The following is a 22748-nucleotide window of genomic DNA, read 5'->3' on the forward strand; positions in this document are numbered from 1 at the left end:
CTATTACTCCTCTTAGGATTTTTGACACGATACACAAAGATGCGTTCCGCGCCCGCCAATTTTCATCTTTACAATTGGTTTCCCACAATTTTTACACGCTTGATTTTCTTGGCCATAAACAAACAATTCCTGCTGAAACATCCCCATATCACCTTGTCCATTTACATAGGAACGAATTGTAGTACCACCTTGTTCAACTGCCTTAGCCAATGTTGCGATTGCTTCTCGTTGAATAGCCTGAACTTCTTTTTTTGTCAATTTACTCGCTTTTTTTAGTGGATGAACACCTGCTTTAAATAATGTTTCATCAACATATATGTTTCCGAGTCCAGCAACAATCGTTTGATCTAATAATGCAGACTTGATCACACGATCAGTCTTTTTTAATTTCTCATAAAAGTAAGAGAAGGTAAAATCTTTATCAAACGGGTCAGGACCCAATTGGATTAATGGTTTTTCCTTTCGTTCTTCTCCTTTTTTAAAAACATGCATTGTCCCAAACTTCCGGACATCATTATACCTGAGTTCTTCACCATTTGTGAATGCAAAAATGACATGCGTATGTTTTTTCACAGGTTCTGAGGATTGATGAACACTATATTTTCCTTCCATGCGTAAGTGTGATACTAAAACAAAATCATCTAATTGAAATAACAGAAATTTCCCCTTACGTTTAATATCCCTAATGGTTTGGCCACGCAGTATGTGCTTAAACTGTTCTACATCGTCAGGTACTTTAACAATGTTTGGCCAAAAGACATCTACCTTTTCAATTGTCTTATTTAATACAAATTGTTTAAGTGTATTTTTAATTGTTTCAACTTCTGGTAATTCTGGCATGTCTCCTATTCTCCTTCAAGCTTGTCACAGCGTATACTAGTATTACTTAGCATCAAACCAGCTGTCACCGTATTCATAGTCAACCTTAAGTGGAACGTCAAGTTCAACTGTATTTTCCATTACAGCAGGGACAACCTGTTTCAGCTTATCAATTTCTTCCTTCGGTGCTTCAAGGATAAGCTCATCATGAACTTGGAGCAGCATTCTGGCTTCAAGCTTCTCATCAATCAATTTTTCATGAAGGTCTATCATTGCTTTTTTAATAATATCAGCTGCACTTCCTTGAATTGGTGTGTTCATGGCTGTACGTTCAGCAAAGCTCCGCTTATTAAAATTCCTGCTCGTAATGTCTGGTAAGTATCGTCTACGGTTCATTAAGGTGGTTACATAGCCTTTGTGTTTCGCTTCTTGAACAACCTCATCCATAAATGTTTTGACACCAGGATAACTATCCAAATAGCGTTCAATAAATTTTTTCGCTTCTTTTCGGGTGATTCTTAAACTTTGTGACAACCCATAATCACTAATTCCATAAACGATTCCAAAATTGACTGCCTTAGCCTGACGCCGCATGTTACTGGTTATTTCGTCTTCTCCAACATGAAAAACTTCCATTGCAGTACGTGTATGAATATCCATATCATTCTGGAATGCCTCAATTAATTTTTTATCTTTTGCAATATGTGCTAGCACACGCAATTCAATTTGCGAATAATCAGCTGCAAACATAATCCAATCCTTTTTCGTTGGAACAAATGCTTGACGGATTTTTCTCCCTTCTTCCAAACGGATTGGAATGTTCTGTAGGTTAGGATCAATAGAACTTAATCGGCCAGTTTGCGTGAGTGCTTGATTAAATCGCGTATGAATTTTATTAGACTCTTTGTTTACTACCTTTAATAAGCCTTCAATATATGTTGATTGAAGCTTGCCTAGTTGTCGGTATAAAAGCAGTTTTGGAATTATTTCATGCTCATCCTGTAATTGTTCCAATACATCAGCAGCTGTTGAATAACCAGTTTTTGTTTTTTTGATTACAGGTAATTCCAGCTTATCGAAAAGAATTGGTCCCAATTGTTTAGGAGAATTTAAATTAAACTTTTCACCAGCAAGCTCATAGACATCTTTTTCGATTTCGTCTAATCGTTGTTTTAATTCAGCTCCCATTTCCTCTAACCTGTTTACATTAACCATAACTCCAGTATGTTCCATTTCTCCAAGAATAAGCGCAAGTGGCATTTCTAATTCTTTATACAATTCATATTGCTCATTTTCTTTTAAATTTGTTTCCATATTATCCTTTATTGTATATAAAAGGCTTGTCTTTCTAGCAATATGCTCTGATAAGACTCCTTGTTCAGGAACCTTCAGTTTGGCACCCTTACCATAAATCTCTTCATCAAATAAAACATCTGTTTTACCCATACGATGACCAATTGCTGGTATATCATGATGATTTTCAGAAGGATCAAGTAAATAGGAAGCTAGTAGCATATCAAACGTAATTCCTTTAATCTCAATGTCCTGTCTTAGTAAGGCAACCAGTGTTTTCTTGGCATCAAATACATATTTTTTCTGACTAGCATTCTCAGCCCATTCACGAAATGCTTTTGATTTAACAGCGACCTCTGTTGGGATAAAATATGCCTTCTTTTCATTTGCTATCGCGATCCCCTCAATTGGAGCTTGATGATAGCTATCACTTAGCATTTCTACCACTAGAGATTCTTCTCCAGTAAAGATATCTGGTGTTACTTCGTCCAAAATTGTAAAATCGATCTCTTTTAGTGATGCGTTTTGCTCAATTTCATCTTCTGATTCACCAGTTAACCTGCTTAACAACGACTGAAATCCTAAATCCTTGAATATGGAGCTAACCTTGTTCTGCTCATAGCCTTCATAGACAATATTATCGATCGTTATCTCGATTGGTGACTGACGATTTATCGTTACAAGGTCCTTACTCATGAAAGCATCATCTTTATGAGTTGAGAGATTCTCTTTTAGCTTTTTACCACTAATTTCATCAATATGATTGTATACCGCTTCTACTGTTTGGTATTGCTTAATCAATTTCGTAGCTGTCTTTTGTCCAACACCTGGTACACCTGGGATATTATCCGAGTTATCACCCATCAAAGCCTTTAAATCGATAATTTGTTCTGGTGTAATTTCCATTTTTTCCACCATGTAATCTGGTGTATACGATTCTACATCACTAATCCCTTTTCTCGTTAATTTCACAGTTACGTTGTCCGATACAAGCTGCAATAAATCCTTGTCACCGGAAATAACAGTAACATCCCACTTTTCTTCGTTACCTTTCGTTGCCAATGTACCAATGATGTCATCTGCTTCATATTGGTCAAGCTGATAATGGGGAATATTAAATGCATCTAGCAATTCTTTTAAAATAGGAAACTGTTCCGATAGCTCTGGCGGCGTTTTTTGACGGCCACCTTTATATTCTTTATAGGTTTGATGGCGAAATGTCGTTTTTCCCGCGTCAAATGCCACTAATATATGTGAAGGCTTTTCATCCTCCAAAATTCTTAATAGCATCGTTGTAAATCCATAAACGGCATTGGTATATACACCTTTATCATTATTTAGTAATGGTAAAGCAAAAAAAGCACGGTAAATAATACTATTTCCATCGATTAAGACTAATTTTTTCGACACAATATGCCTCCTCTATTAAAATGTTATTATGTAATTATTTAAGTAGTTATCTCATTTTATCATTTTAATTAATTAAAAGAAAAAATATCAAAAATATTGACTACATCTTATTATATCAGTTTTATTCGATAATCACTTTTAAAAAGGTCAACTCCATTATCTGTTTGGAAAAACAAATAATAAAGTTGACCTAAATTAATTTTTTGGTAAATATACGTGAAATGTTGTCCCTCTATTTAACTCACTTTCGACTGTAATTTTACCATTATGAACCTCAACAATATGTTTTACAATTGCTAGACCTAGACCTGTTCCCCCAGTATTTCTGCTTCTAGCTTTATCAACTCGGTAGAAACGTTCAAAAATACGCGGGATCGCTTCTTCTGGTATACCAATACCCGTATCCTCTACGGATAAATGGAGATGATTATCTGTCTCATTGACACTAAGTGTTACCTCTCCACCTTCAGACGTGTAGATTAATGCATTCACCAACAAATTTATAAACACTTGCTTCAATCTTTCTTCATCAGCTCTAATCAATAATCCCGGATCTTGGATAACTGATAAATGTATATGCTTCTTATCTGCTTGATGCTTCATTATCGGAATGATATCGGTAAGTAATTCTTCAATTTTAACTTCAGTAATATTTAATCTAAACTCATCTTTTTCTAATTTGGACAATGTTAATAAATCTTCTATTAACAATTGAAGTCGATTACCTTCTTCATAAATGATTCTTAAGAATTTTTCTTTTGCCGTATCGTCTTCCATAGCACCATCAAGTAACGTTTCTGCAAAACCTTTAATCGATGTAATTGGAGTTTTTAATTCATGGGAGACATTTGCGACAAAATCCTTCCTCATAATTTCAAGTTTTTTCAATTCCGTAATATCATAAAAAACTAGTACAGCACCTTTTAGTAGTTTCCTTTCATTAAATATAGGCGCTCCAACTATTTCAATATACTTTTTGTCAAGGTCTGTCATTTGAGTAAATGATTCCTTCACATTTTCTTCATAAAGAAAGGTTTGTTGAACTGTTCGATGAATTTGTTCATTATTTAAGACATCGTAATAGAGATATCCTATATAATCTTTAGAAGTCTTACCAAAAATGGAGATAAATTTACGATTAACTAGATGAATATATCCTTTTTCATCTAGTAATACGAGTCCACTTTGCGTATTGTCAATCACTGTGGTTAATTGCTTTTCCTGCATTTGTTCTTGTATAGCGAGCTCGCTTAAATTTCGGGCTAATATATTTATTTTACTGTTCAATTCACCAACGCTACCAACTGCTGGATGGTGAATTCGAGCACGATAATTCCCTTTGACAAGCTCATTAACCGTTTTGGTGGCCATTTTTACTGGATTCATATATTTTTCAAAAACATGCAACATGATTAGAACTAATATAATAAATTCTACAAACAATACTGAAAATAGGATTATATATTCAGAAGTTAACAGACTTAAAACGCATCCAGTAATGATTACTAGTAGAAAAATGCCAATTATGTAGGAAATAAGAGGTTTATAAAATATCGATCGCATTACATTGGTTCCTCCATTTTGTAACCAAGACCACGGATAGTTTTAATATAAATTGGATGTTTCGTATCAGGCTCTATCTTTTCGCGCAAGTGACTGACATGCACATCAACAATTCTCGTGTCGCCAACAAAGTCATAATTCCATACCGCACTTAGCAATTGATCTCTTGATAAAACTTTCCCCTTATGATTTGCAAGATAATATAATAGTTCAAACTCTTTTCTTGTAAAGGTTAAAGTTTCATTATTCATTTCTGCTTCGTACCGTTCTGGAAAAATAGTAAGACTTGAAATGCGAATAAAAGACTGATTTGGATTTTTTTCTTTTGTTGTACGTCGTAAGATAGCCTTGATTCTTGCAACAACCTCTTTAGGACTGAATGGTTTTGTTAAGTAATCATCAGCACCTAATTCCAACCCAAGAATCTTATCAAACTCATCACCCTTCGCCGTTAACATGAGGATTGGAGTGTCGATTTTATTACTTCTCAATTCCTTACAAACTTCCATTCCGTCCATTTCTGGCAGCATTAAATCAAGAACTATGAGATCATATGCATTCTGTTCGACCTTATTAATTGCCTCTATACCGTCATATGCAACATCTGTCTCAAACCCTGCTTGCTCAACGTTAAATTTTAATAATGTAACAATAGATGCTTCATCATCAACAATAAGAATTTTTTTGTTCAACGTAAATCCCCATTTCCAAGTACATTATGATATATATTTATCTTACAATGAACTAGTGGTTATGTGAATAGATAGAACGTAAAGAAATATTTACAATATAAAATAATTAAAATTTTGATTGTATTAAGAGAAACCCACTAAAATCAGAAAAAATTCTCTAATGAACTTGCTGTAATTGATTCTGGCTTATATGCAGGACATACTAATAATTTGCCATTTATTACCTCTTCTCCTTCTACATTGAACCCTATTACCGATAATGTTACATGATGCTCTTCTAGGTCAATAGCAATTATTTCACTAGTAAATTTCACTTCTGAACTATGATAAACTGGCTTATTAAACCTCATTTCGTGTTGAACAATATGACTACCTGGGCCAGGTAAATGCATGGAAACAATTGAAGAAACCATCCCAAATAACATAACAGATGGAACGATTGGCCGATTATAGGGTGTTTGTGAGGCATAATCATGTTGAATGTATAATGGATTAGCATCATTTGTTAGGCCTAAGTATAATAATAAATCTCTGTCTTCAATAATATGAGAAGTTGTATACGAGTCTCCGACCTGTAGTTCATGTATTTTTTTGCCAAGCTTTCTCTTTTTGTCGATCAACTTACTCACCTCCAATAATTATGTAAGCGCTTACTATTATAACAAAAAAACGTTCTTGTTTCTATTGTGATTATTGATAAATAAAAAAGCTACCCTAGTATATCAGGATAGCTTTTCACTTCTTACAATCACTCTAAAACTTCAAGTACGTTTTTAACAGAAGCTGCTGATTTATCTAATGCTGCTTTCTCTTCATCAGTAAGGTCAAGTTCAATAATTTCTTCAATACCTTTACCGCCTAGCACAACCGGTACACCTAGATAAATATCGGAGTAACCATACTCTCCTTCGAGGTATGCAATTGCTGGAAGAACACGACGTTGATCCTTAAGAATTGCTTCTGCCATTACTGTTAATGATGCAGCAGGTGCGTAATATGCACTTCCGTTTCCTAGTAAGCCTACGATTTCTCCACCGCCTGTACGAGTACGTGCAACAATCGCATCTAAACGATCTTTCGAAATCAATTTTTCTAGTGGTATTCCACCTGCATATGAATAGCGAATTAACGGTACCATATCATCACCGTGTCCACCTAGAACAAAACCTGTAACATCTTTTACGGAAAGGTTAAGTTCTTGTGCAACAAATGTACGGAAGCGAGCAGTATCTAAGACACCAGATTGACCAATTACACGTTCTTTAGGGAATCCAGATTCTTTAAATGCTGTATAAGTCATTGCATCTACTGGATTTGATAATACTACAATATAACTGTCAGGTGCATACTTAGCTATTTCTTTAGCAACAGATTTCATAATTTTAGCATTTGTGTTTACTAAATCATCACGACTCATCCCTGGTTTACGTGCAATCCCTGCAGTGATAATAACCAAATCAGAATCCTTTGTTTCTTCATAATTAGCAGTACCAATTATATTGGCATCAAAACCTTGTACTGGACTCGCTTCAAGCATATCCAATGCTTTCCCTTTAGTTGGATCTTCCATGTTCGGAATATCTACTAATACGACATCCCCAAGTTCTTTTTGTGCCAACATCAATGCAGTTGTTGCCCCTGTGAAACCTGAACCGATAACAGAAATTTTGTTTCGCTTTATAGCCATGTTAATCCCCTTCCTAATATTAAGTGAATTATAATTAGCAGTATTATAACTTAACAAGAGATTCAGCCAAGTATAGCTAAGCACGGCTAGCGACTCAAGACGTAGTCAATAGACAATTTTCAGAGCACTAGCATGCCTACTTCACATTTGTTATTAAAAAGTTTTGCTCTATGAAATTGGCAATAATATAAATTTCATCAAGCTCCAACTATCGGCAGCCTATAGGCTAACCGATGTGTCCTTACAATAAGTCAACATCGATTCACTTACGTTTATCATGTTTCTTTATCTCAATTCGGTTCTGCTCAATCAATACACCGCTAACCTACGCGTTTATACTTTCTGAGTTTTAATCCATATTTTTGATTAATTCATTACCGAATTCAGAACATTTAACTTCAGTTGCACCATCCATTAAACGAGCAAAATCATACGTAACTACTTTAGAAGCAATTGTTTTATCCATTGCTTTTGTAATTAAGTCTGCAGCTTCTCTCCACTCTAAATGTTCAAGCATTAATACTGCTGAAAGTATTACAGAAGATGGATTTACTTTATCTAACCCAGCATATTTAGGTGCAGTACCATGTGTAGCTTCAAAAATTGCGTGTCCAGTATCATAATTGATATTTGCTCCTGGTGCAATTCCGATACCACCAACTTGTGCAGCTAATGCATCAGAAATGTAATCACCGTTTAAGTTCATTGTTGCAACAACATCAAATTCATTTGGACGTGTTAGAATTTGTTGTAGGAAAATATCGGCAATTGAATCTTTTACAATGATTTTACCTGCTTTTTCAGCTTCATCTTGTGCTTTATTTGCTACATCCTTACCATCTTTCTCTACAATGCGGTCATACTCAGCCCATGTGAATACTTTGTCACCGAATTCTTGTTCTGCAACTTCATAGCCCCATGCTTTGAAAGCACCTTCTGTAAATTTCATGATGTTTCCTTTATGAACAAGCGTTACACTCTTACGTCCTTCGTTAATTGCATACTGAATGCTTGAACGTACCAAACGCTTTGTACCTTCTTCAGAAACTGGTTTTATACCAATACCAGAAGTTTCTGGGAAGCGGATATTATGTACATCCATTTCATTTTTTAAGAAATCAATTACTTTTTTCACTTCTGGTGTTCCTTTTTGCCATTCGATACCAGCATAGATATCTTCCGTATTTTCACGGAAAATAACCATATCAACATCCTCTGGACGTTTAACTGGTGATGGAACACCATTGAAATAACGTACTGGACGTAGACATGTAAATAAATCTAATTCTTGACGTAAAGCTACGTTTAACGAACGAATTCCACCGCCAATTGGAGTTGTAAGTGGCCCCTTAATCGCAATTTTATATTCATCAATTGTTTTAAGTGTTTCATTTGGTAACCATTCACCTGTCTTATCGAATGCTTTTTGACCAGCATATACTTCAGTCCACTCGATTGCTTTTGTACCATTGTAAGCTTTTTCTACTGCAGCTTCGATAACTTTACGTGCAGCTGCCCAAATATCTGAACCTGTTCCATCTCCTTCAATAAAAGGGATAATCGGACGATCTGGAACATTCATTTTCCCATTTTCTACTGTAATTTTTTCTCCTTGTGCCATTTAAATTACCTCCTAGTCATCTTCATACAAATTACATTTTATCATAAAGTGAAATTTCATTCAGTATCGGACTTTTCCTACTGAATGTTTGACCCGTTCTACTGACATATTTCCACTATACATACTCAAACCTGATTAGTTTAACTAACCTTCTGCTTGCATTGGTAAAATTTCAAACGTTACGGGTAGTTATCCCCCTCAGGAATTCCAATACTTCCCATTCACGCTGATATTTTATACTAAACGTGATAAAAGCCGGCATACACCGGCTACAAATGGTATGTTAAGCACAGTAAGGCGCTTATCGTTTAATTAACCACGATCTTCTATTGCTACGTAACCTTGTGTTTTTGGTCCAATATACTCTGCACGTGGACGAATTAAGCGGTTGTTATCATATTGTTCTAAAATATGAGCTAACCAACCAGATACACGACTAGTTGCAAAAATAGGTGTGAATAAATCATGATCAATTCCTAAACTGTGGTATACAGATGCTGAATAGAAATCAACATTTGCTGGAAGGCCTTTATTTTCCTTGATATATTCTTCAATTTTCACAGACATGTTGAACCATTTTGACTGCCCTGTAATTTTCGTTAATTCTTCTGACATGCGTTTTAAATGTTTTGCTCGTGGATCGCCATTTCGATATACACGATGACCCATACCCATAATTTTTTCTTTATTTTCTAGTTTTTCTTTAATGTATGGAATTGCATTTTCTTCTTCACCAATTTCCGTCAACATTTTCATTACTCGTTCGTTAGCACCACCGTGTAATGGGCCTTTTAAAGCGCCAATCGCAGCAGTAACACCAGAATAAACATCTGATAATGTAGCAACACATACACGTGCTGTAAATGTTGAAGCGTTTAATTCATGATCAGCGTGTAACACTAAAGCTTTGTTAATTGCCTCTACTTCTATGTCCTTTGCTTCCTCTCCGTTTAGCATGTAAAGAAAGTTAGCAGCATAACCTAATTCTTTCTTCGGTTTAACTGGATCTTTTCCTTTACGAATACGTGCAAACGATGTAACAATAGTAGCGATTTTAGCTTGCAAACGCAATGCTTTACTTTTGTTGGCAGCTTGTTCCATCACGTCTGCTTCATCATCATACAATCCTAAAAGTGATACAGCAGTTCTAAGTGCGGCCATTGGATGAACAGTGGATAGATCGTATGAACGTAAATGATCAATAACTGCATCTGGAAGTGCCATGTTTTCAGCAAGTTCAGCTTTAAAAGCATCTAATTCTGATTTTGTAGGAAGTTTTTGATTCCATAGTAAATAGATTACTTCCTCAAAACTTGAATTTTCCGCTAGATCATCAATTTTATAACCAACATATGTAAGTTGATCGTCGATAATAGAACTAATTGACGATTGAGTTGCTACAACCCCTTCAAGACCTTTAGTTGTTGTCATAACAAACCCTCTCCTTTTCTATAATTTGCTCAAATAATTAATGAAATATTATTGATAACATCCTTTAAATAGTTTATAACAATGTCATCCCCATGGACAATTATAAAGTATTCCGAAACCAAAGTGAATCGAAAGCGATTAATTTCAGCAATATTTTTTCCAAAAAGACGAATTTCACGCTTATAATACTCGATAAAGATCAATAATTAACAATATTGCATGAAGAAATTAGTATCATTGAATTTTAGTTTGTATCAAATTATTCATTTTAGTCTATTTCCACTTCAACATTCATAAGTAATTAGTACAAGCGTATCTTGTGGGGTGGATAAATTGTACAAGCAATCGTTGCATCAAATTATAAGGTTTTTTATCGTTTTAATAAGTATCATTTCTTTCGGTCTTATTTTTAAGTTAACAGTTATGTATCTTTATCCATTTCTAATTGCCATTTTGTTATCATTACTATTAAATCCAGCTACTACCTTTCTTGAGAATAAAATAAAGATTCCACGCACATTAGCAACCGTTTTTGTCTTGATTTCTGTTTCTAGTTTGATTGTTGGTAGTATTATACTTATTATTAGTGAATTAATCCATGGAACTACCTATATAGCTAATAAAATACCAATTTTCTTTCATACTTTCGTAACCTTTGTAGAGGATTTTATCAATACAAATATTATGCCTTTCTACCATAAGCTGACATCTATATTTCATACGTTAAATCCAGCTCAGCAAGAAACGATTAGTGAAAACATAGAACAATTTATTGACCAAATTGGTGCTTCGGGCACAGATTTTTTACAAAACCTTTTGTTAAATATCCCTACAGTTATAAGCTTACTGCCTAGTTCAATGACAATACTGACACTTATTATTTTAGCAACATTTTTTATTACAAAAGATTGGTATAAACTACAGCATTCGATAAAAAAGACAATCCCTCCCATTGCCAATGACTCAGGCAAAAATGTTTGGAATCATCTTAAAAAAGCATTATTCGGTTTCTTTAAAGCACAACTGATACTTATTATGATCACCGCTATAACTATTTTTGTTGGATTACTAATTTTACAAGTGGACCATGCGCTGACAATTGCGATCATCGCGGCTATTGTGGACTTATTTCCTTATATTGGTACTGGTATTATCTTTATACCTTGGATTATATATCTTTTTATCTCAGGAAATTATTTATTAACAATAGGTATTTCCATACTTTATATGATAATCATCATCGGACGTCAAATTCTTGAACCAAAAATTTTGTCAAGTACAATAGGGGTAAATCCGCTCTTGGCACTCATAGTACTATTTTTGGGATTGCAATTATTTGGGGTTTTTGGGCTTATTATTGCACCTATTTCGGTAATCGTTTTAAGTGCATTTTATCAATCAGGTCTATTTAAACAGCTTTGGCTTTATATTAAAGGATGACAATTACCATTTTCGATATACAAACGTTCCCTTATCCATCAATTGCTTAATAAACTTTTGTATTAATAATTTGAATGGCTGTCGTGTCACCGGTAATACCAGCATAAAACCAACTAAATCAGTTACAAAACCGGGTGTAAATAAAAATACTGCACCAACAAAAATACAAATACCATCCACCATTTCAGAGGCAGGCACACGACCGTAACTCATTGATTGTCTTGCTCGATTCCATGTCTCCATCCCTTGTCTTTTGGCAATTGTAATCCCAACAACACCGGTTAATATTATTAAAGCAATCACCCACCAAGGCCCTATAATACCTCCAGCCCAGACAAAGATGCCAATTTCCAGTGCAGGAATTATAAAAAGTGCAAGTAATAACCAACGCATACAAACTCACCCTTTCCTTTGTATGCTAAAAAATGAAGGGAATAGTCCCCTCATTTTTTAACATGATATCTATAAAACGCTCGCATGTCCCTTATATATATCGCCTTTTGCTGAATCCATTGTAATGTCTTCTTGGTCGTTTATTAAATCTAAAACATTTTTAACGCCGACAATTACTGGTATACCAAGACTTAATCCTACTACAGCGGCATGGGAAGTCAATCCACCTTCTTCAGTAATAATGCCACCAGCTTTTTCAATTGCAGGCATCATATCACGATCGGTACCATATGTTACAAGAATATCTTCTTCCTCAAGCTTATCAATTGCCTCTTTTGCATTTTTTGCAATTACAGCTTTTCCATAGGCGCTACGTCTTCCGATGCCTTGTCCTTTGGCAACAACATCACCAATAACGTGTACTTTCATCAAGTTTGTTGTTCCGCTTTCACCAACAGGAACACCTGCTGTAATAATAACCCTGCTACCGCGTTCAAATAAACCAGTACTTAGCCCGCGGTCAACAGCAATGTCTAACATTTCATCAGTTGATAATGCCTTTCCACCCATTGCAGCGTGGACTCCCCAAACAAGTGATAACTGACGATTTACTCGCTCTGAAAAAGTAACAGCAACAATTGGAGCTTTGGGACGATACTTAGAAATCATACGCGCTGTATGACCACTTTCAGTCGGTGTAATTATTGCACTAACAGATAGGTTCATAGCTGTATGTGTAACCGATTGACTAATAGCATCCGTAATGGTCATATCAACTGACTTCGAACGGTTAGTTAAAATCATTTTATGATCTAATGCTGTTTCAGCTTTTAATGCAATGTTACTCATTGTTTGTACCGATTCAACAGGATAGTTACCTGCAGCAGTCTCTCCAGATAACATGATAGCATCCGTACCGTCAAAAATAGCATTTGCAACATCCGATGCTTCTGCTCTTGTTGGACGTGGATTACGTTGCATCGAATCAAGCATTTGTGTTGCCGTTATAACTGGTTTACCAGCAGTATTACATTTTTGTATTAATGCTTTTTGCACGAGAGGAACATCTTCTGCGGGTATTTCTACACCCAAATCCCCACGTGCAACCATTATGCCATCACTTACTTCAATGATATCATCTATATTGTCTACACCTTCCTGATTTTCAATTTTAGGAATGATTTGAATATGTGTAGCATTATTTTTTTCAAGTAATTCTTTTATCTCTAATACATCTGATGGTCTACGTACAAATGATGCCGCTATGAAGTCTATACCTTGTCCAATTCCAAATTCGATATCTGCCGCATCTTTCTCTGTTATTCCAGGTAATTTAACTTGAACATTTGGCACGTTGACACCTTTTTTGTTTTTAATTATTCCAGAGTTTAATGCTTTTGTCTTAAGTTCATTGTTGGTATGGTCAACTTCAACCACTTCAAGCTCTATAAGACCATCATCGAGTAAGATTTTTGAGCCTACATGCACGTCGTTAATTAGTCCAGGATAAGTTATAGAAAAACGTTCTGCTGTTCCTTCTACTTCATTCATTGAAACATATACGACATTTCCTTGAACTAATTCTGCCTCTCCATCTCTAAATGACCCAGTTCTTATTTCTGGACCTTTTGTATCTAAAAGAATTGCAACTGTTTTACCAGTATTCTCTGCAGCCTTTCGAATATTTTTAATACGTTGTCCGTGCTCGTCAAAATCTCCATGGGAAAAATTTAAACGTGCAACATTCATTCCTGACTCAATTAATTTCTCAAGTTTTCCGATTGATTCAGAAGCCGGACCAATCGTACAAACGATTTTTGTTTTTCTCATTACTACTTTCCTCCTACATATACTAGCAAAATTATATAGACAATTCTTTTGATAATTTATACATATCATCATTAATTGTATGTTGCTTTGATAGTATATCTGTAATATTATGGTCAACAATTTTATTATTTTGAATACCGACCATTCTTCCTGCTTTTCCTTCAAGTAATAGATCTACCGCTTTTGCTCCTAAACGACTTGCTAGAACACGATCAGATGCCGTTGGAGAGCCCCCGCGTTGAATGTATCCTAAGACTGTAACGCGAGTCTCTAAGTTCGTGGCTTCTTGAATTCGTTGGCCATAAGAAAAACCACTGCCAACTCCCTCAGCTAAAATAATAATACTATGTTTCTTACCACGTTCATGTCCTCGTTTAAGACGTGAAATAACATCATCAAAATCATCCGCTTTTTCCGGAATCAGAATACTCTCTGCACCATCGGCAAGTCCTGCCCATAACGCTAAATCTCCAGCATCTCGTCCCATAACTTCAATGATATATGTACGTTCATGTGACGTTGCAGTATCTCTTATTTTATCGATAGCTTCTATGATCGTGTTTAACGCCGTATCAAAACCGATCGTAAAATCTGTGCCATTAATATCATTATCAATGGTACCGGGAACACCTATACATGGGTAGCCCTTTTCTGTTAATTTTTGTGCACCACGAAAACTACCATCTCCACCAATAACAATTAATCCTTCAATTTCGTGCTTTTTTAATTGTTCAATTCCTTTTTGTTGTCCCTCATCTGTTTTAAATTCTTCACATCTTGCCGAACGTAACATAGTGCCTCCACGTTGGATAATATCCCCTACAGAGCCAATTTCCAACTTTTCTATATTACCCTCAATAAGACCTTGGTAGCCATTTTTAATACCATAAACCTCAAGGTCATGATAAATCGCTTTTCGAACTACTGCTCTTATAGCCGCATTCATACCAGGTGCGTCTCCACCACTTGTAAGAACACCAATTTTTCTCATACTAAACACCTTCTTTAACATTTCATTCTATTTAAAGATAATCTCTATGAGCTAAAATATCAATAGATTGCCATTGTTTAATGTCCTGGCTAACCCTAAAATTAATCAAGAGATTGACAAATAAGTCAATCTCTATCTACATTGCTTAGAAAAGCATTAATTCTCTTTATAATCACCAATTTGCTTATATTTTTCCCATCTTTTTTCAAGTAATTCATCCGTTGAATAGGCTGATAGAGCAGTTAATGATTTTTGTAAAACCTTGTCCATATTTTCAGCCTGCTCTTTAACATTTTGATGTGCCCCACCTTTGGGTTCAGATATAATACTATCTATTATGCCTAATTCTTTTAAATCATAGGATGTAATTTTCATCGTTTCTGCTGCTTTTTGTGCCAGATTAGAATCCTTCCACAACAATGCAGCAGCGCCTTCTGGAGATATTACAGAATAGGTTGAGTTTTCTAGCATATGAATGTGGTCTCCTACACCTAATGCTAAAGCTCCACCACTTCCACCTTCACCAATAACAATACACACGATTGGAACTGTAAGACCTGCCATTTCCATTAGGTTTCTTGCAATAGCTTCACTTTGACCACGTTCTTCAGCAGCCTTTCCTGGATATGCACCTTTCGTATCAATAAAGCAAACAATAGGTCGGTTAAATTTCTCAGCCTGCCTCATATGTCTCAATGCTTTACGATACCCTTCCGGATGTGGCATTCCAAAGTTCCTGCGAATATTTTCCTTTGTGTCTTTACCGCGTTGATGACCAATAACAGTAATGGGATTGCCTTTATAATAAGCAATACCGGACACAATTGCTTCATCGTCACCATAAAACCGATCACCATGAAATTCGATAAAGTCCGTAAACAATTCTTGAATGTAATCTAAAGTAGTAGGTCGCTGTTGATGCCTGGCCATTTGCACACGGTCCCATGGCTTTAAATTACTATAAATATCATCCTCAAGTGATTCTAATCTTTTTTCCAGTGTATTAATTTCTTCGGACAAATCTATTTCACTGTCTTTGGTGAAACTTTTCAATTCAGCAATTTTTTCTTTTAAATTTACAATTGGTTTTTCGAACTCAAGAACCTGTTTCACGCATGTTCCCCGCCCTTCTTGTGCATCTCAAGTAAAGTTGTTAAAAGTTGTTTTAAATCATGACGGTTAACTACTTGATCTAATTGACCATGTTTTAAGAGAAATTCTGCTGTTTGGAAATCATCAGGGAGCTTTTCTCGAATAGTTTGTTCGATTATACGTTGACCCGCAAAACCAATTAAAGCACCCGGCTCTGCAAAATTATAATCACCTAACGAGGCAAAGCTAGCAGAAACACCACCAGTAGTTGGATGGGTCATAATAGAAATCATTAGCCCTCCTGCTTCACTAAACCGTTTAATGGCGACAGACGTCTTCGTCATTTGCATTAAACTTAATACACCTTCCTGCATTCTAGCCCCCCCAGAAGCAGTGAAGATAATAAATGGTAACGATTCATTTTGTGCATTTACAATTGCCCGTGCAATTTTTTCGCCCATTGCAGAACCCATGCTCCCCATTCTAAAGCTAGCATCCATTACACTAAAAGCCGTTTCCTGTCCATCAATCATACCTTTACCTGTTACTACACCTTCATTCAATCCTGTTTTCTTACGATCCTTGTCTATTTTTTCTTCATATCCAGGAAATTCTAAAGGATTACTTGAGGTAAGCTGTTCGTCCCACTCTTTAAAGGTACCTTCGTCAAAAAGACTTTCAATTCGCTCACGAGCATTTAATTGATGATGGTATCCGCAGTTTGGACAGACATATATATTCTTTTTCATTTCCTTACGATAATAAATTTTATGACATCCATTACATTTCATCATTAATCCTTCTGGAACATCCAATTTAGATTGTTCACTTGGAATGGAAGCATATTTCTTTTTCTTGCCAAACTTAAGCAAGGTAATTCCTCCTTTTTCAAAAACCAGAACCAAGAAATGTGTACATCTACTCATTATTTATACATTACTATATTTCACTATAACGATAATGAAATAAAAAAGGTGTCAAAAATAGTCGAGATAAAAAATTATAATAATTGCAAAACAAATTCTCAACTAATTTGAATACTTATGAAATAAAGGTTCTATTAAATCATACGCTTTTGCTTTATATAACGAAACAAGTTCACGATAAAATGCATTATGAAAATTAAGTACTTGTATGGTATTAGAGAACTCTTCCAACAACATCCAAATTCTTGCAAGCAAGAGGTTGTCGGTTTTTTTTACTAAACAATTGAAAAACGTACGATGAATTTGTGCCGTCTCAGCAGTTTGATTTTGTACTATTTCATCCAATTCAGCAATTTCTTTTTCGGTTAAGCTGGAAAAAGCTATTTTTGCTGCTTCCTTTTCAATTATTCTTTTAACCAGTATAATATCATTTTTCGTTTTATTTTCTTGCAATATAAACGATGCTAACAGGTCAACGGTTTGGTAAGAACGATAGGTACTTAAGAAAGTCCCTTCACCATGCCTCGTTTCAATTAATCCTAACAATTCTATTGCTCGCAAAGCTTCTCGAATAGAGGATCTACCTGCTTGCAGTTTTTCTGATAATTCTCGTTCAGATGGTAGTTTGTCACCTGGTTCTAAATCATGATTCTCTATAAATTTGCGAATTTCGTGCAGTACTTCCTGGTATACTTTTTGTTTAGGCGTCATCGACACTAGCCTAAATTCACTCCTTAATCAGCTTTGATTTGTGTTAAGCTTCTAGTTTTTTCAGCAATTTCTTTAGGATCAACTTGAATTCTAGCCACACCAGACTCCATAGCGGCTTTCGCAACACTAGAAGCTACTAAAGGAGCAACCCGAGAATCAAACGGGGCAGGAATAACATAATCTTCATTTAACTCATCATCCCTGATTAACGATGCAATTGCTTCAGCTGCAGCTATTTTCATTCTCTCATTAATTCTTGTAGCACGTACATCTAATGCACCACGGAAGATTCCAGGAAAAGCTAACACATTATTAACCTGATTTGGAAAATCAGATCTCCCAGTTCCAATAACCTTTGCACCAGCCGCTTTTGCATCTTCTGGCATAATTTCAGGATCAGGATTTGCCATCGCAAATATGATCGGATCATCGTTCATTTGCTTGACCATATCCTGTGTTAGCAGTCCTCCAACAGATACACCAATAAATACATCTGCACCTTCTAGCACTTCTTCTAATTTACCTTCTTTTTTGTCCTTATTCGTCATTTTTGCTACTCTATCCTTCACATCATTCATCCCGTATGATCTACCTTCAAAAATAGCCCCTTTTGAATCACACATAATCATATCACGTACTCCGAAGTTATATAGCAACTTAATAATAGCGATTCCAGCTGCACCAGCACCGTTCGCTACTACTTTAATATCCGAGAATGATTTGCCTACTAATTTTAAAGCATTAATCAATCCAGCAATCGTTACAATTGCCGTTCCATGTTGATCATCATGAAATATAGGTATATTTGTCTCTTTTTTCAGCCTCTCCTCAATAATAAAACAATTTGGAGCAGCAATATCTTCTAAATTTACACCACCAAATGTCGGCTCCATTAATTTTACAGTTTGGACAATTTCATCGACCTCATGGGTTGCCAAACAAATAGGGAATGAATCAACACCCGCAAAACTTTTAAATAAAACAGACTTTCCTTCCATAACAGGTAAAGCTGCCTCTGGACCAATATTACCAAGCCCTAGAACAGCCGATCCATCACTTACAACAGCAACCATATTGCCTTTCATTGTATAGTCATATACTGTTTCTTTACGATCATAAATTTCTTTACATGGCTCTGCCACACCAGGTGAGTACGCTAAACTTAAATCTTTGGCATTACGTACTGGTACCTTGGATTGTGTCGTTAGTTTCCCTTTATTCACTTTATGCATATGTAGTGCTTCGTCCCTTAAATTAGACACAGTTTATTCGCTCCTTTAGGCAGTATTTAGTAACTTCTTTTATAAAGTGGTCAGACCACCTCTACTTAACTATTCAATTATAACAGATGGCAAGTGTGTGTAAAGCATTCCATCCAGTTCTATTTTTCTAATACTACGTTTTTCTCACCAAAAAGTTTTCGTAAAACCTGTAAACATGATTGGTTTGGATTTATTAAAAAATCACTTGATAATTGGTACGTTTTCTTTGTTACTTCATAATACATAATGATCGAAGTACTTCCAGGATAGTCATCTTTAATGTGCTTCACATTATTTAATGCATGTTCACTCTTCTGTTCAGTTACTTTGATAAATAACCGTCGATTTTGACTTTGTTCCCATTCTTTTTCATCAAATATGGAAATCTCTGATAACAGCCATTGAATTCGATTATTTCTTGATTCTATCTTACCTTTAACTAAAACAATCGTTTCCTCACTTAAAAAACGATGAGATTCTCGATATAATTCAGGGAATATAACAGCTTCCATATCATCCGTTTCATCCCCAATCGTTACAAATGCCATAGGGTCTCCACGTTTTGTGCGGATATTTTTAATAGACTGAATGATTACTGCACTTTTATTATTCCTTTGACCAACATTTTTTCGGGCATCAAGCATCGTGATAAATCCATTTTGTTCTAATGATGTTCGGTAAGACCTTAATGGATGGCTAGATACATATATGCCAAGAAGCTCTTTCTCATCAACTAACTTTTTCATTAGGCTAAAGTCAGCAATATCCACATAATTTGCTTCTATATCCAGTTGATCTTGAAAGAAGGATTGCTGGTCTGTAAATTCACGAAATAGCTCACCTTGTTCAATCGCTTGATCGATGGAGGCTAGTAAACTAGCTCTGTTTGTGAACGTGTCATCAAATGCACCTGCCATGATCAGATTTTCCAAAACTGGTCGATTGATGATCTTTAAGGAAACACGAAGACAAAAATTGAATATATTCTTAAATGGTCCCGCTTTCCTTACCTTTATAATCTCTTTAACAACTTGATTTCCAATTCCTTTAATCGATAAAAGCCCCATTCGAATAGCATTGTTCTCGACTGAAAATTTCCCGAAGCTTTTATTTATTGATGGTGGGTACACAGTAATATCAAGCTCTTTTGCTTCTTTTATATACAACTGAATTTTTTCTTGTTGATTAATAAAAGAGCTCATTAATTCTGCGAAAAAACAGACTGGATAATGTGCTTTTAAATAAGCTAGCTGATATGAAATCATACTATATGCAACTGCATGACTTCGATTGAATCCGTAGTTTGAAAATTTAACAATCCATGTAAAGATTTCATCAGCGACTTGTTGATTATAACCCCGCTTCAAGCAACCTTGAATAAACGCTTCCCTTTGTTCATCCATTACCCCTTCTAGTTTTTTACTTACGGCTCTTCTCAATATGTCTGCCTTCCCTAAAGAAAATCCAGCAAATTTATTAGCAATTTGCATTATCTGCTCTTGGTAGACAAGTACTCCATACGTTCTCTCTAAAATCGGTGCTAAATCAGGATGTGGATATGTTACTTTTTCTCTACCATGCTTCCTCGCAATATAAGTTGGGATGTATTCCATTGGACCTGGTCTATATAAAGCATTAACAGCAACAATATCCTCCAGTGAAGTTGGTTTTAGTCTTGTTAATACTTGCTTCATACCTTGAGATTCTAACTGAAATACCCCATTTGTTTTGCCTTTTTGTAATAAATCAAACGTTTTTACATCGTTTTTAGGTATGTCCTTCAACAATAATTTTTTGCCTGTTGTAAATCCGATTGTTTTCATGATTTTTTCCTGCAATGTTAAATTACGTAATCCCAAAAAGTCAATTTTTAACAATCCAATAGCTTCAAGATCGTTCATTGAAAATTGGGTTAGATTTGTTTCATTCGTACCAATAGTTAATGGAACATGATCGACGAGCGGCTTATCACTAATAACGACACCAGCTGCGTGTGTTGAAACATGTCTTGGCAATCCTTCCAACTTGGTTGCCACCGCGAATAAAGTTTTTAGTGTCTCGGATTGTATAATATATTCTTTTAACTCATTCGATTCTCTTACATATTCAACAATCGATTTATGTGCCTGTACAGGAATTTCTTTTAATATAAAATTAGCATCTTGTTTATTGATGCCCATTGTCTTAATCAATTCTCTAAGCACGGACCGTGTGGCAAAAGTTCCAAATGTAATGATTTGCGCCACATGCTCCTGACCATATTTATCCCTAACATATTCAATCACCTCATCCCTTCGATGATCAGAAAAGTCAATATCAATATCAGGCATCGTAATTCGCTCTGGATTTAAAAATCGTTCAAATAATAAATCGAATTTAATTGGATCTACTTCGGTTATGCCGAGAACATAAGCAACCAGTGAACCTGCTGCAGACCCTCTTCCAGGGCCAACTAAAATGCTATTATCCTTTGCATACTGAATAAAATCCCATACGATTAAAAAATAGTCACTAAATTGCATGGACTTAATAACATCCAGTTCGTATTTCAACCGATCAGATACTTCTTTTGTTATTTTGGTATCTATTTGTTCTATCTTGCTCCAGCACATTTTTTCCAGGTATTCATGTGCATCCATATGCTCTGGAACTGGGTATGATGGAAGCATTCGTTCATTAAAGTCAAAAGTTATAGCACACTTTTCCTGGATCCGTTGCGTTTCTTCGATAACCGCTGGCCAAAATGAATGAAACAATTTATTCATTTCGTCAATTGATCGTAAATGTCGATGTTTGACAGATGAATTCTTCTGGTCTAATGTCCAACGCTTTCCTTCCTTCATGGCCGTTAAACAGTCAAAAGCTATGTCATCATTCTCATTTACGTAACGAACATCATTAATAGCAACAACAGGTATTTGATAATGATCGTGAAATGATTTTAACGATTCCTGTATTTTCCCATCATTAACTAAACCATGGTCTTGAATGCCAATATAGAAATCATTATCAGCAAACATTTCTTTCCATCGAATACTATATTCGTAAACCTTATTGTGATCGTCTGACAGCAGCGATGATTCAATTGTTTGATTATATGCAGGAAAAATACCAATAAGATTTGAAGTATACCTACTAAGCTCTTCCCTGCCTATCGCATCAATATTATTTATGTGGATATGAGTACTTAATTTTACAAGTTGGTCGTACCCTGTATTATTTTTTGCTAACAAAATACAAGTTTCATTATTGGTATCTTCATCTGATAAATGAACAACCATTCCGATAATAGGCTTTATTCCATAGGCGGTACATGCTTTGTAAAATGGAATTACCCCATACAATACATGATCATCCGTAAGAGCAATTGCGTTGAATTGGCGTTCGCTGGCTTTTTTCACCAATTTATCTATCGTAATTGTACTATTCATCAAACTATAGCCACTTCTAACTTGCAAGTGTGTAAACGACATACTATCCCGTCCTTCTGTTTCTCTATCTCTTATTATAGCTAATCTATCAAAGGGATGCATTCATTAGAATCCAACTCAGTACATCATATCTTGTCCTCCCTAAACATACAATGT

The 22748-nt window shown here is 35.4% G+C and carries 17 protein-coding genes; 1 reads left to right on the top strand and 16 read right to left on the bottom strand.

Going from position 1 to position 22748, the window contains the following annotated elements; all coding sequences use genetic code 11:
• Positions 1-12 precede the first annotated feature (12 nt).
• From mutM to citZ, 8 genes are all read right to left on the bottom strand, one after another.
• Positions 13-840, bottom strand: coding sequence for a DNA-formamidopyrimidine glycosylase (gene mutM / locus CS937_RS12245; RefSeq protein WP_099158735.1), 828 nt, complete (start codon positions 838-840; stop codon positions 13-15).
• A 42-nt stretch (positions 841-882) separates the two neighbouring features.
• Complete coding sequence (gene polA / locus CS937_RS12250; RefSeq protein WP_099158736.1) at positions 883-3522, bottom strand: DNA polymerase I; 2640 nt, start codon at positions 3520-3522, stop codon at positions 883-885.
• Positions 3523-3717: 195 nt separating this feature from the next.
• Entirely contained in the window at positions 3718-5085 is a 1368-nt protein-coding gene (pnpS, locus tag CS937_RS12255; RefSeq protein ID WP_099158737.1) for a two-component system histidine kinase PnpS, read from the bottom strand.
• The gene (locus tag CS937_RS12260) at positions 5085-5777 is read right to left on the bottom strand and encodes a response regulator transcription factor (protein WP_099158738.1); all 693 of its coding nucleotides are present in this window, start codon (positions 5775-5777) and stop codon (positions 5085-5087) included. Before CS937_RS12260 ends, pnpS begins: the two co-directional genes overlap by 1 nt.
• A gap of 143 nt (positions 5778-5920) precedes the next feature.
• Positions 5921-6397 (bottom strand): MaoC family dehydratase, encoded by a 477-nt coding sequence (locus CS937_RS12265; protein WP_099158739.1) that lies wholly within the window; start codon positions 6395-6397, stop codon positions 5921-5923.
• 128 nt (positions 6398-6525) lie between these two features.
• The gene (mdh, locus tag CS937_RS12270) at positions 6526-7464 is read right to left on the bottom strand and encodes a malate dehydrogenase (RefSeq protein WP_099158740.1); all 939 of its coding nucleotides are present in this window, start codon (positions 7462-7464) and stop codon (positions 6526-6528) included.
• A 349-nt stretch (positions 7465-7813) separates the two neighbouring features.
• The gene (icd, locus tag CS937_RS12275) at positions 7814-9085 is read right to left on the bottom strand and encodes an NADP-dependent isocitrate dehydrogenase (RefSeq protein WP_099158741.1); all 1272 of its coding nucleotides are present in this window, start codon (positions 9083-9085) and stop codon (positions 7814-7816) included.
• Between the two features lie 312 nt (positions 9086-9397).
• Positions 9398-10516 carry a citrate synthase gene (gene citZ / locus CS937_RS12280; protein ID WP_099158742.1) on the bottom strand — a complete coding sequence of 373 codons (1119 nt, stop codon included), beginning with the start codon at positions 10514-10516 and terminating at the stop codon, positions 9398-9400.
• 333 nt (positions 10517-10849) lie between these two features.
• On the opposite strand from citZ, the gene ytvI reads away from it, so the two are divergent.
• Positions 10850-11956, top strand: a complete 1107-nt coding sequence (ytvI, locus tag CS937_RS12285; RefSeq protein WP_176555827.1) for a sporulation integral membrane protein YtvI — start codon at positions 10850-10852, stop codon at positions 11954-11956.
• 3 nt (positions 11957-11959) lie between these two features.
• Here ytvI and CS937_RS12290 read toward each other — a convergent pair whose 3' ends face one another.
• From CS937_RS12290 to dnaE, 8 genes are all read right to left on the bottom strand, one after another.
• A complete protein-coding gene (locus tag CS937_RS12290; RefSeq protein WP_099158744.1) occupies positions 11960-12349 on the bottom strand; it encodes an FxsA family protein in 390 nt (129 codons plus the stop codon).
• Positions 12350-12418: 69 nt separating this feature from the next.
• The gene (gene pyk, locus CS937_RS12295) at positions 12419-14179 is read right to left on the bottom strand and encodes a pyruvate kinase (RefSeq protein WP_099158745.1); all 1761 of its coding nucleotides are present in this window, start codon (positions 14177-14179) and stop codon (positions 12419-12421) included.
• Between the two features lie 31 nt (positions 14180-14210).
• On the bottom strand, positions 14211-15170 hold the full coding sequence (gene pfkA, locus CS937_RS12300) for a 6-phosphofructokinase (protein ID WP_099158746.1): 960 nt from the start codon (positions 15168-15170) through the stop codon (positions 14211-14213).
• 156 nt (positions 15171-15326) lie between these two features.
• Positions 15327-16283: an acetyl-CoA carboxylase carboxyl transferase subunit alpha gene (accA, locus tag CS937_RS12305; protein ID WP_099158747.1), complete on the bottom strand. Its 957-nt coding sequence runs from the start codon at positions 16281-16283 to the stop codon at positions 15327-15329.
• The gene (gene accD / locus CS937_RS12310) at positions 16280-17134 is read right to left on the bottom strand and encodes an acetyl-CoA carboxylase, carboxyltransferase subunit beta (RefSeq protein ID WP_099158748.1); all 855 of its coding nucleotides are present in this window, start codon (positions 17132-17134) and stop codon (positions 16280-16282) included. The genes accA and accD overlap by 4 nt, the downstream gene beginning before the upstream one ends.
• 156 nt (positions 17135-17290) lie before the next feature.
• Positions 17291-17899 (bottom strand): FadR/GntR family transcriptional regulator, encoded by a 609-nt coding sequence (locus tag CS937_RS12315; RefSeq protein WP_245835749.1) that lies wholly within the window; start codon positions 17897-17899, stop codon positions 17291-17293.
• 23 nt (positions 17900-17922) lie between these two features.
• Complete coding sequence (gene ystJ, locus CS937_RS12320; RefSeq protein WP_281251896.1) at positions 17923-19161, bottom strand: NADP-dependent malic enzyme; 1239 nt, start codon at positions 19159-19161, stop codon at positions 17923-17925.
• A 119-nt stretch (positions 19162-19280) separates the two neighbouring features.
• Entirely contained in the window at positions 19281-22634 is a 3354-nt protein-coding gene (gene dnaE, locus CS937_RS12325; protein ID WP_099158868.1) for a DNA polymerase III subunit alpha, read from the bottom strand.
• Between the last annotated feature and the right edge of the window lie 114 nt (positions 22635-22748).

Source organism: Virgibacillus ndiopensis, assembly GCF_900187325.1.
In the GTDB taxonomy this organism is placed as follows: Bacteria; Bacillota; Bacilli; order Bacillales; family Amphibacillaceae; genus Virgibacillus_E; species Virgibacillus_E ndiopensis.

Bases quoted from the DNA above. Each gene is read 5' to 3' on its own strand.
- mutM (WP_099158735.1), bottom strand. From the start codon at position 840: ATGCCAGAATTACCAGAAGTTGAAACAATTAAAAATACACTTAAACAA.
- pnpS (WP_099158737.1), bottom strand. From the start codon at position 5,085: ATGCGATCGATATTTTATAAACCTCTTATTTCCTACATAATTGGCATT.
- mdh (WP_099158740.1), bottom strand. From the start codon at position 7,464: ATGGCTATAAAGCGAAACAAAATTTCTGTTATCGGTTCAGGTTTCACA.
- icd (WP_099158741.1), bottom strand. From the start codon at position 9,085: ATGGCACAAGGAGAAAAAATTACAGTAGAAAATGGGAAAATGAATGTT.
- citZ (WP_099158742.1), bottom strand. From the start codon at position 10,516: ATGACAACAACTAAAGGTCTTGAAGGGGTTGTAGCAACTCAATCGTCA.
- CS937_RS12290 (WP_099158744.1), bottom strand. From the start codon at position 12,349: ATGCGTTGGTTATTACTTGCACTTTTTATAATTCCTGCACTGGAAATT.
- pyk (WP_099158745.1), bottom strand. From the start codon at position 14,179: ATGAGAAAAACAAAAATCGTTTGTACGATTGGTCCGGCTTCTGAATCA.
- pfkA (WP_099158746.1), bottom strand. From the start codon at position 15,170: ATGAGAAAAATTGGTGTTCTTACAAGTGGTGGAGACGCACCTGGTATG.
- CS937_RS12315 (WP_245835749.1), bottom strand. From the start codon at position 17,899: ATGACGCCTAAACAAAAAGTATACCAGGAAGTACTGCACGAAATTCGC.
- dnaE (WP_099158868.1), bottom strand. From the start codon at position 22,634: ATGTCGTTTACACACTTGCAAGTTAGAAGTGGCTATAGTTTGATGAAT.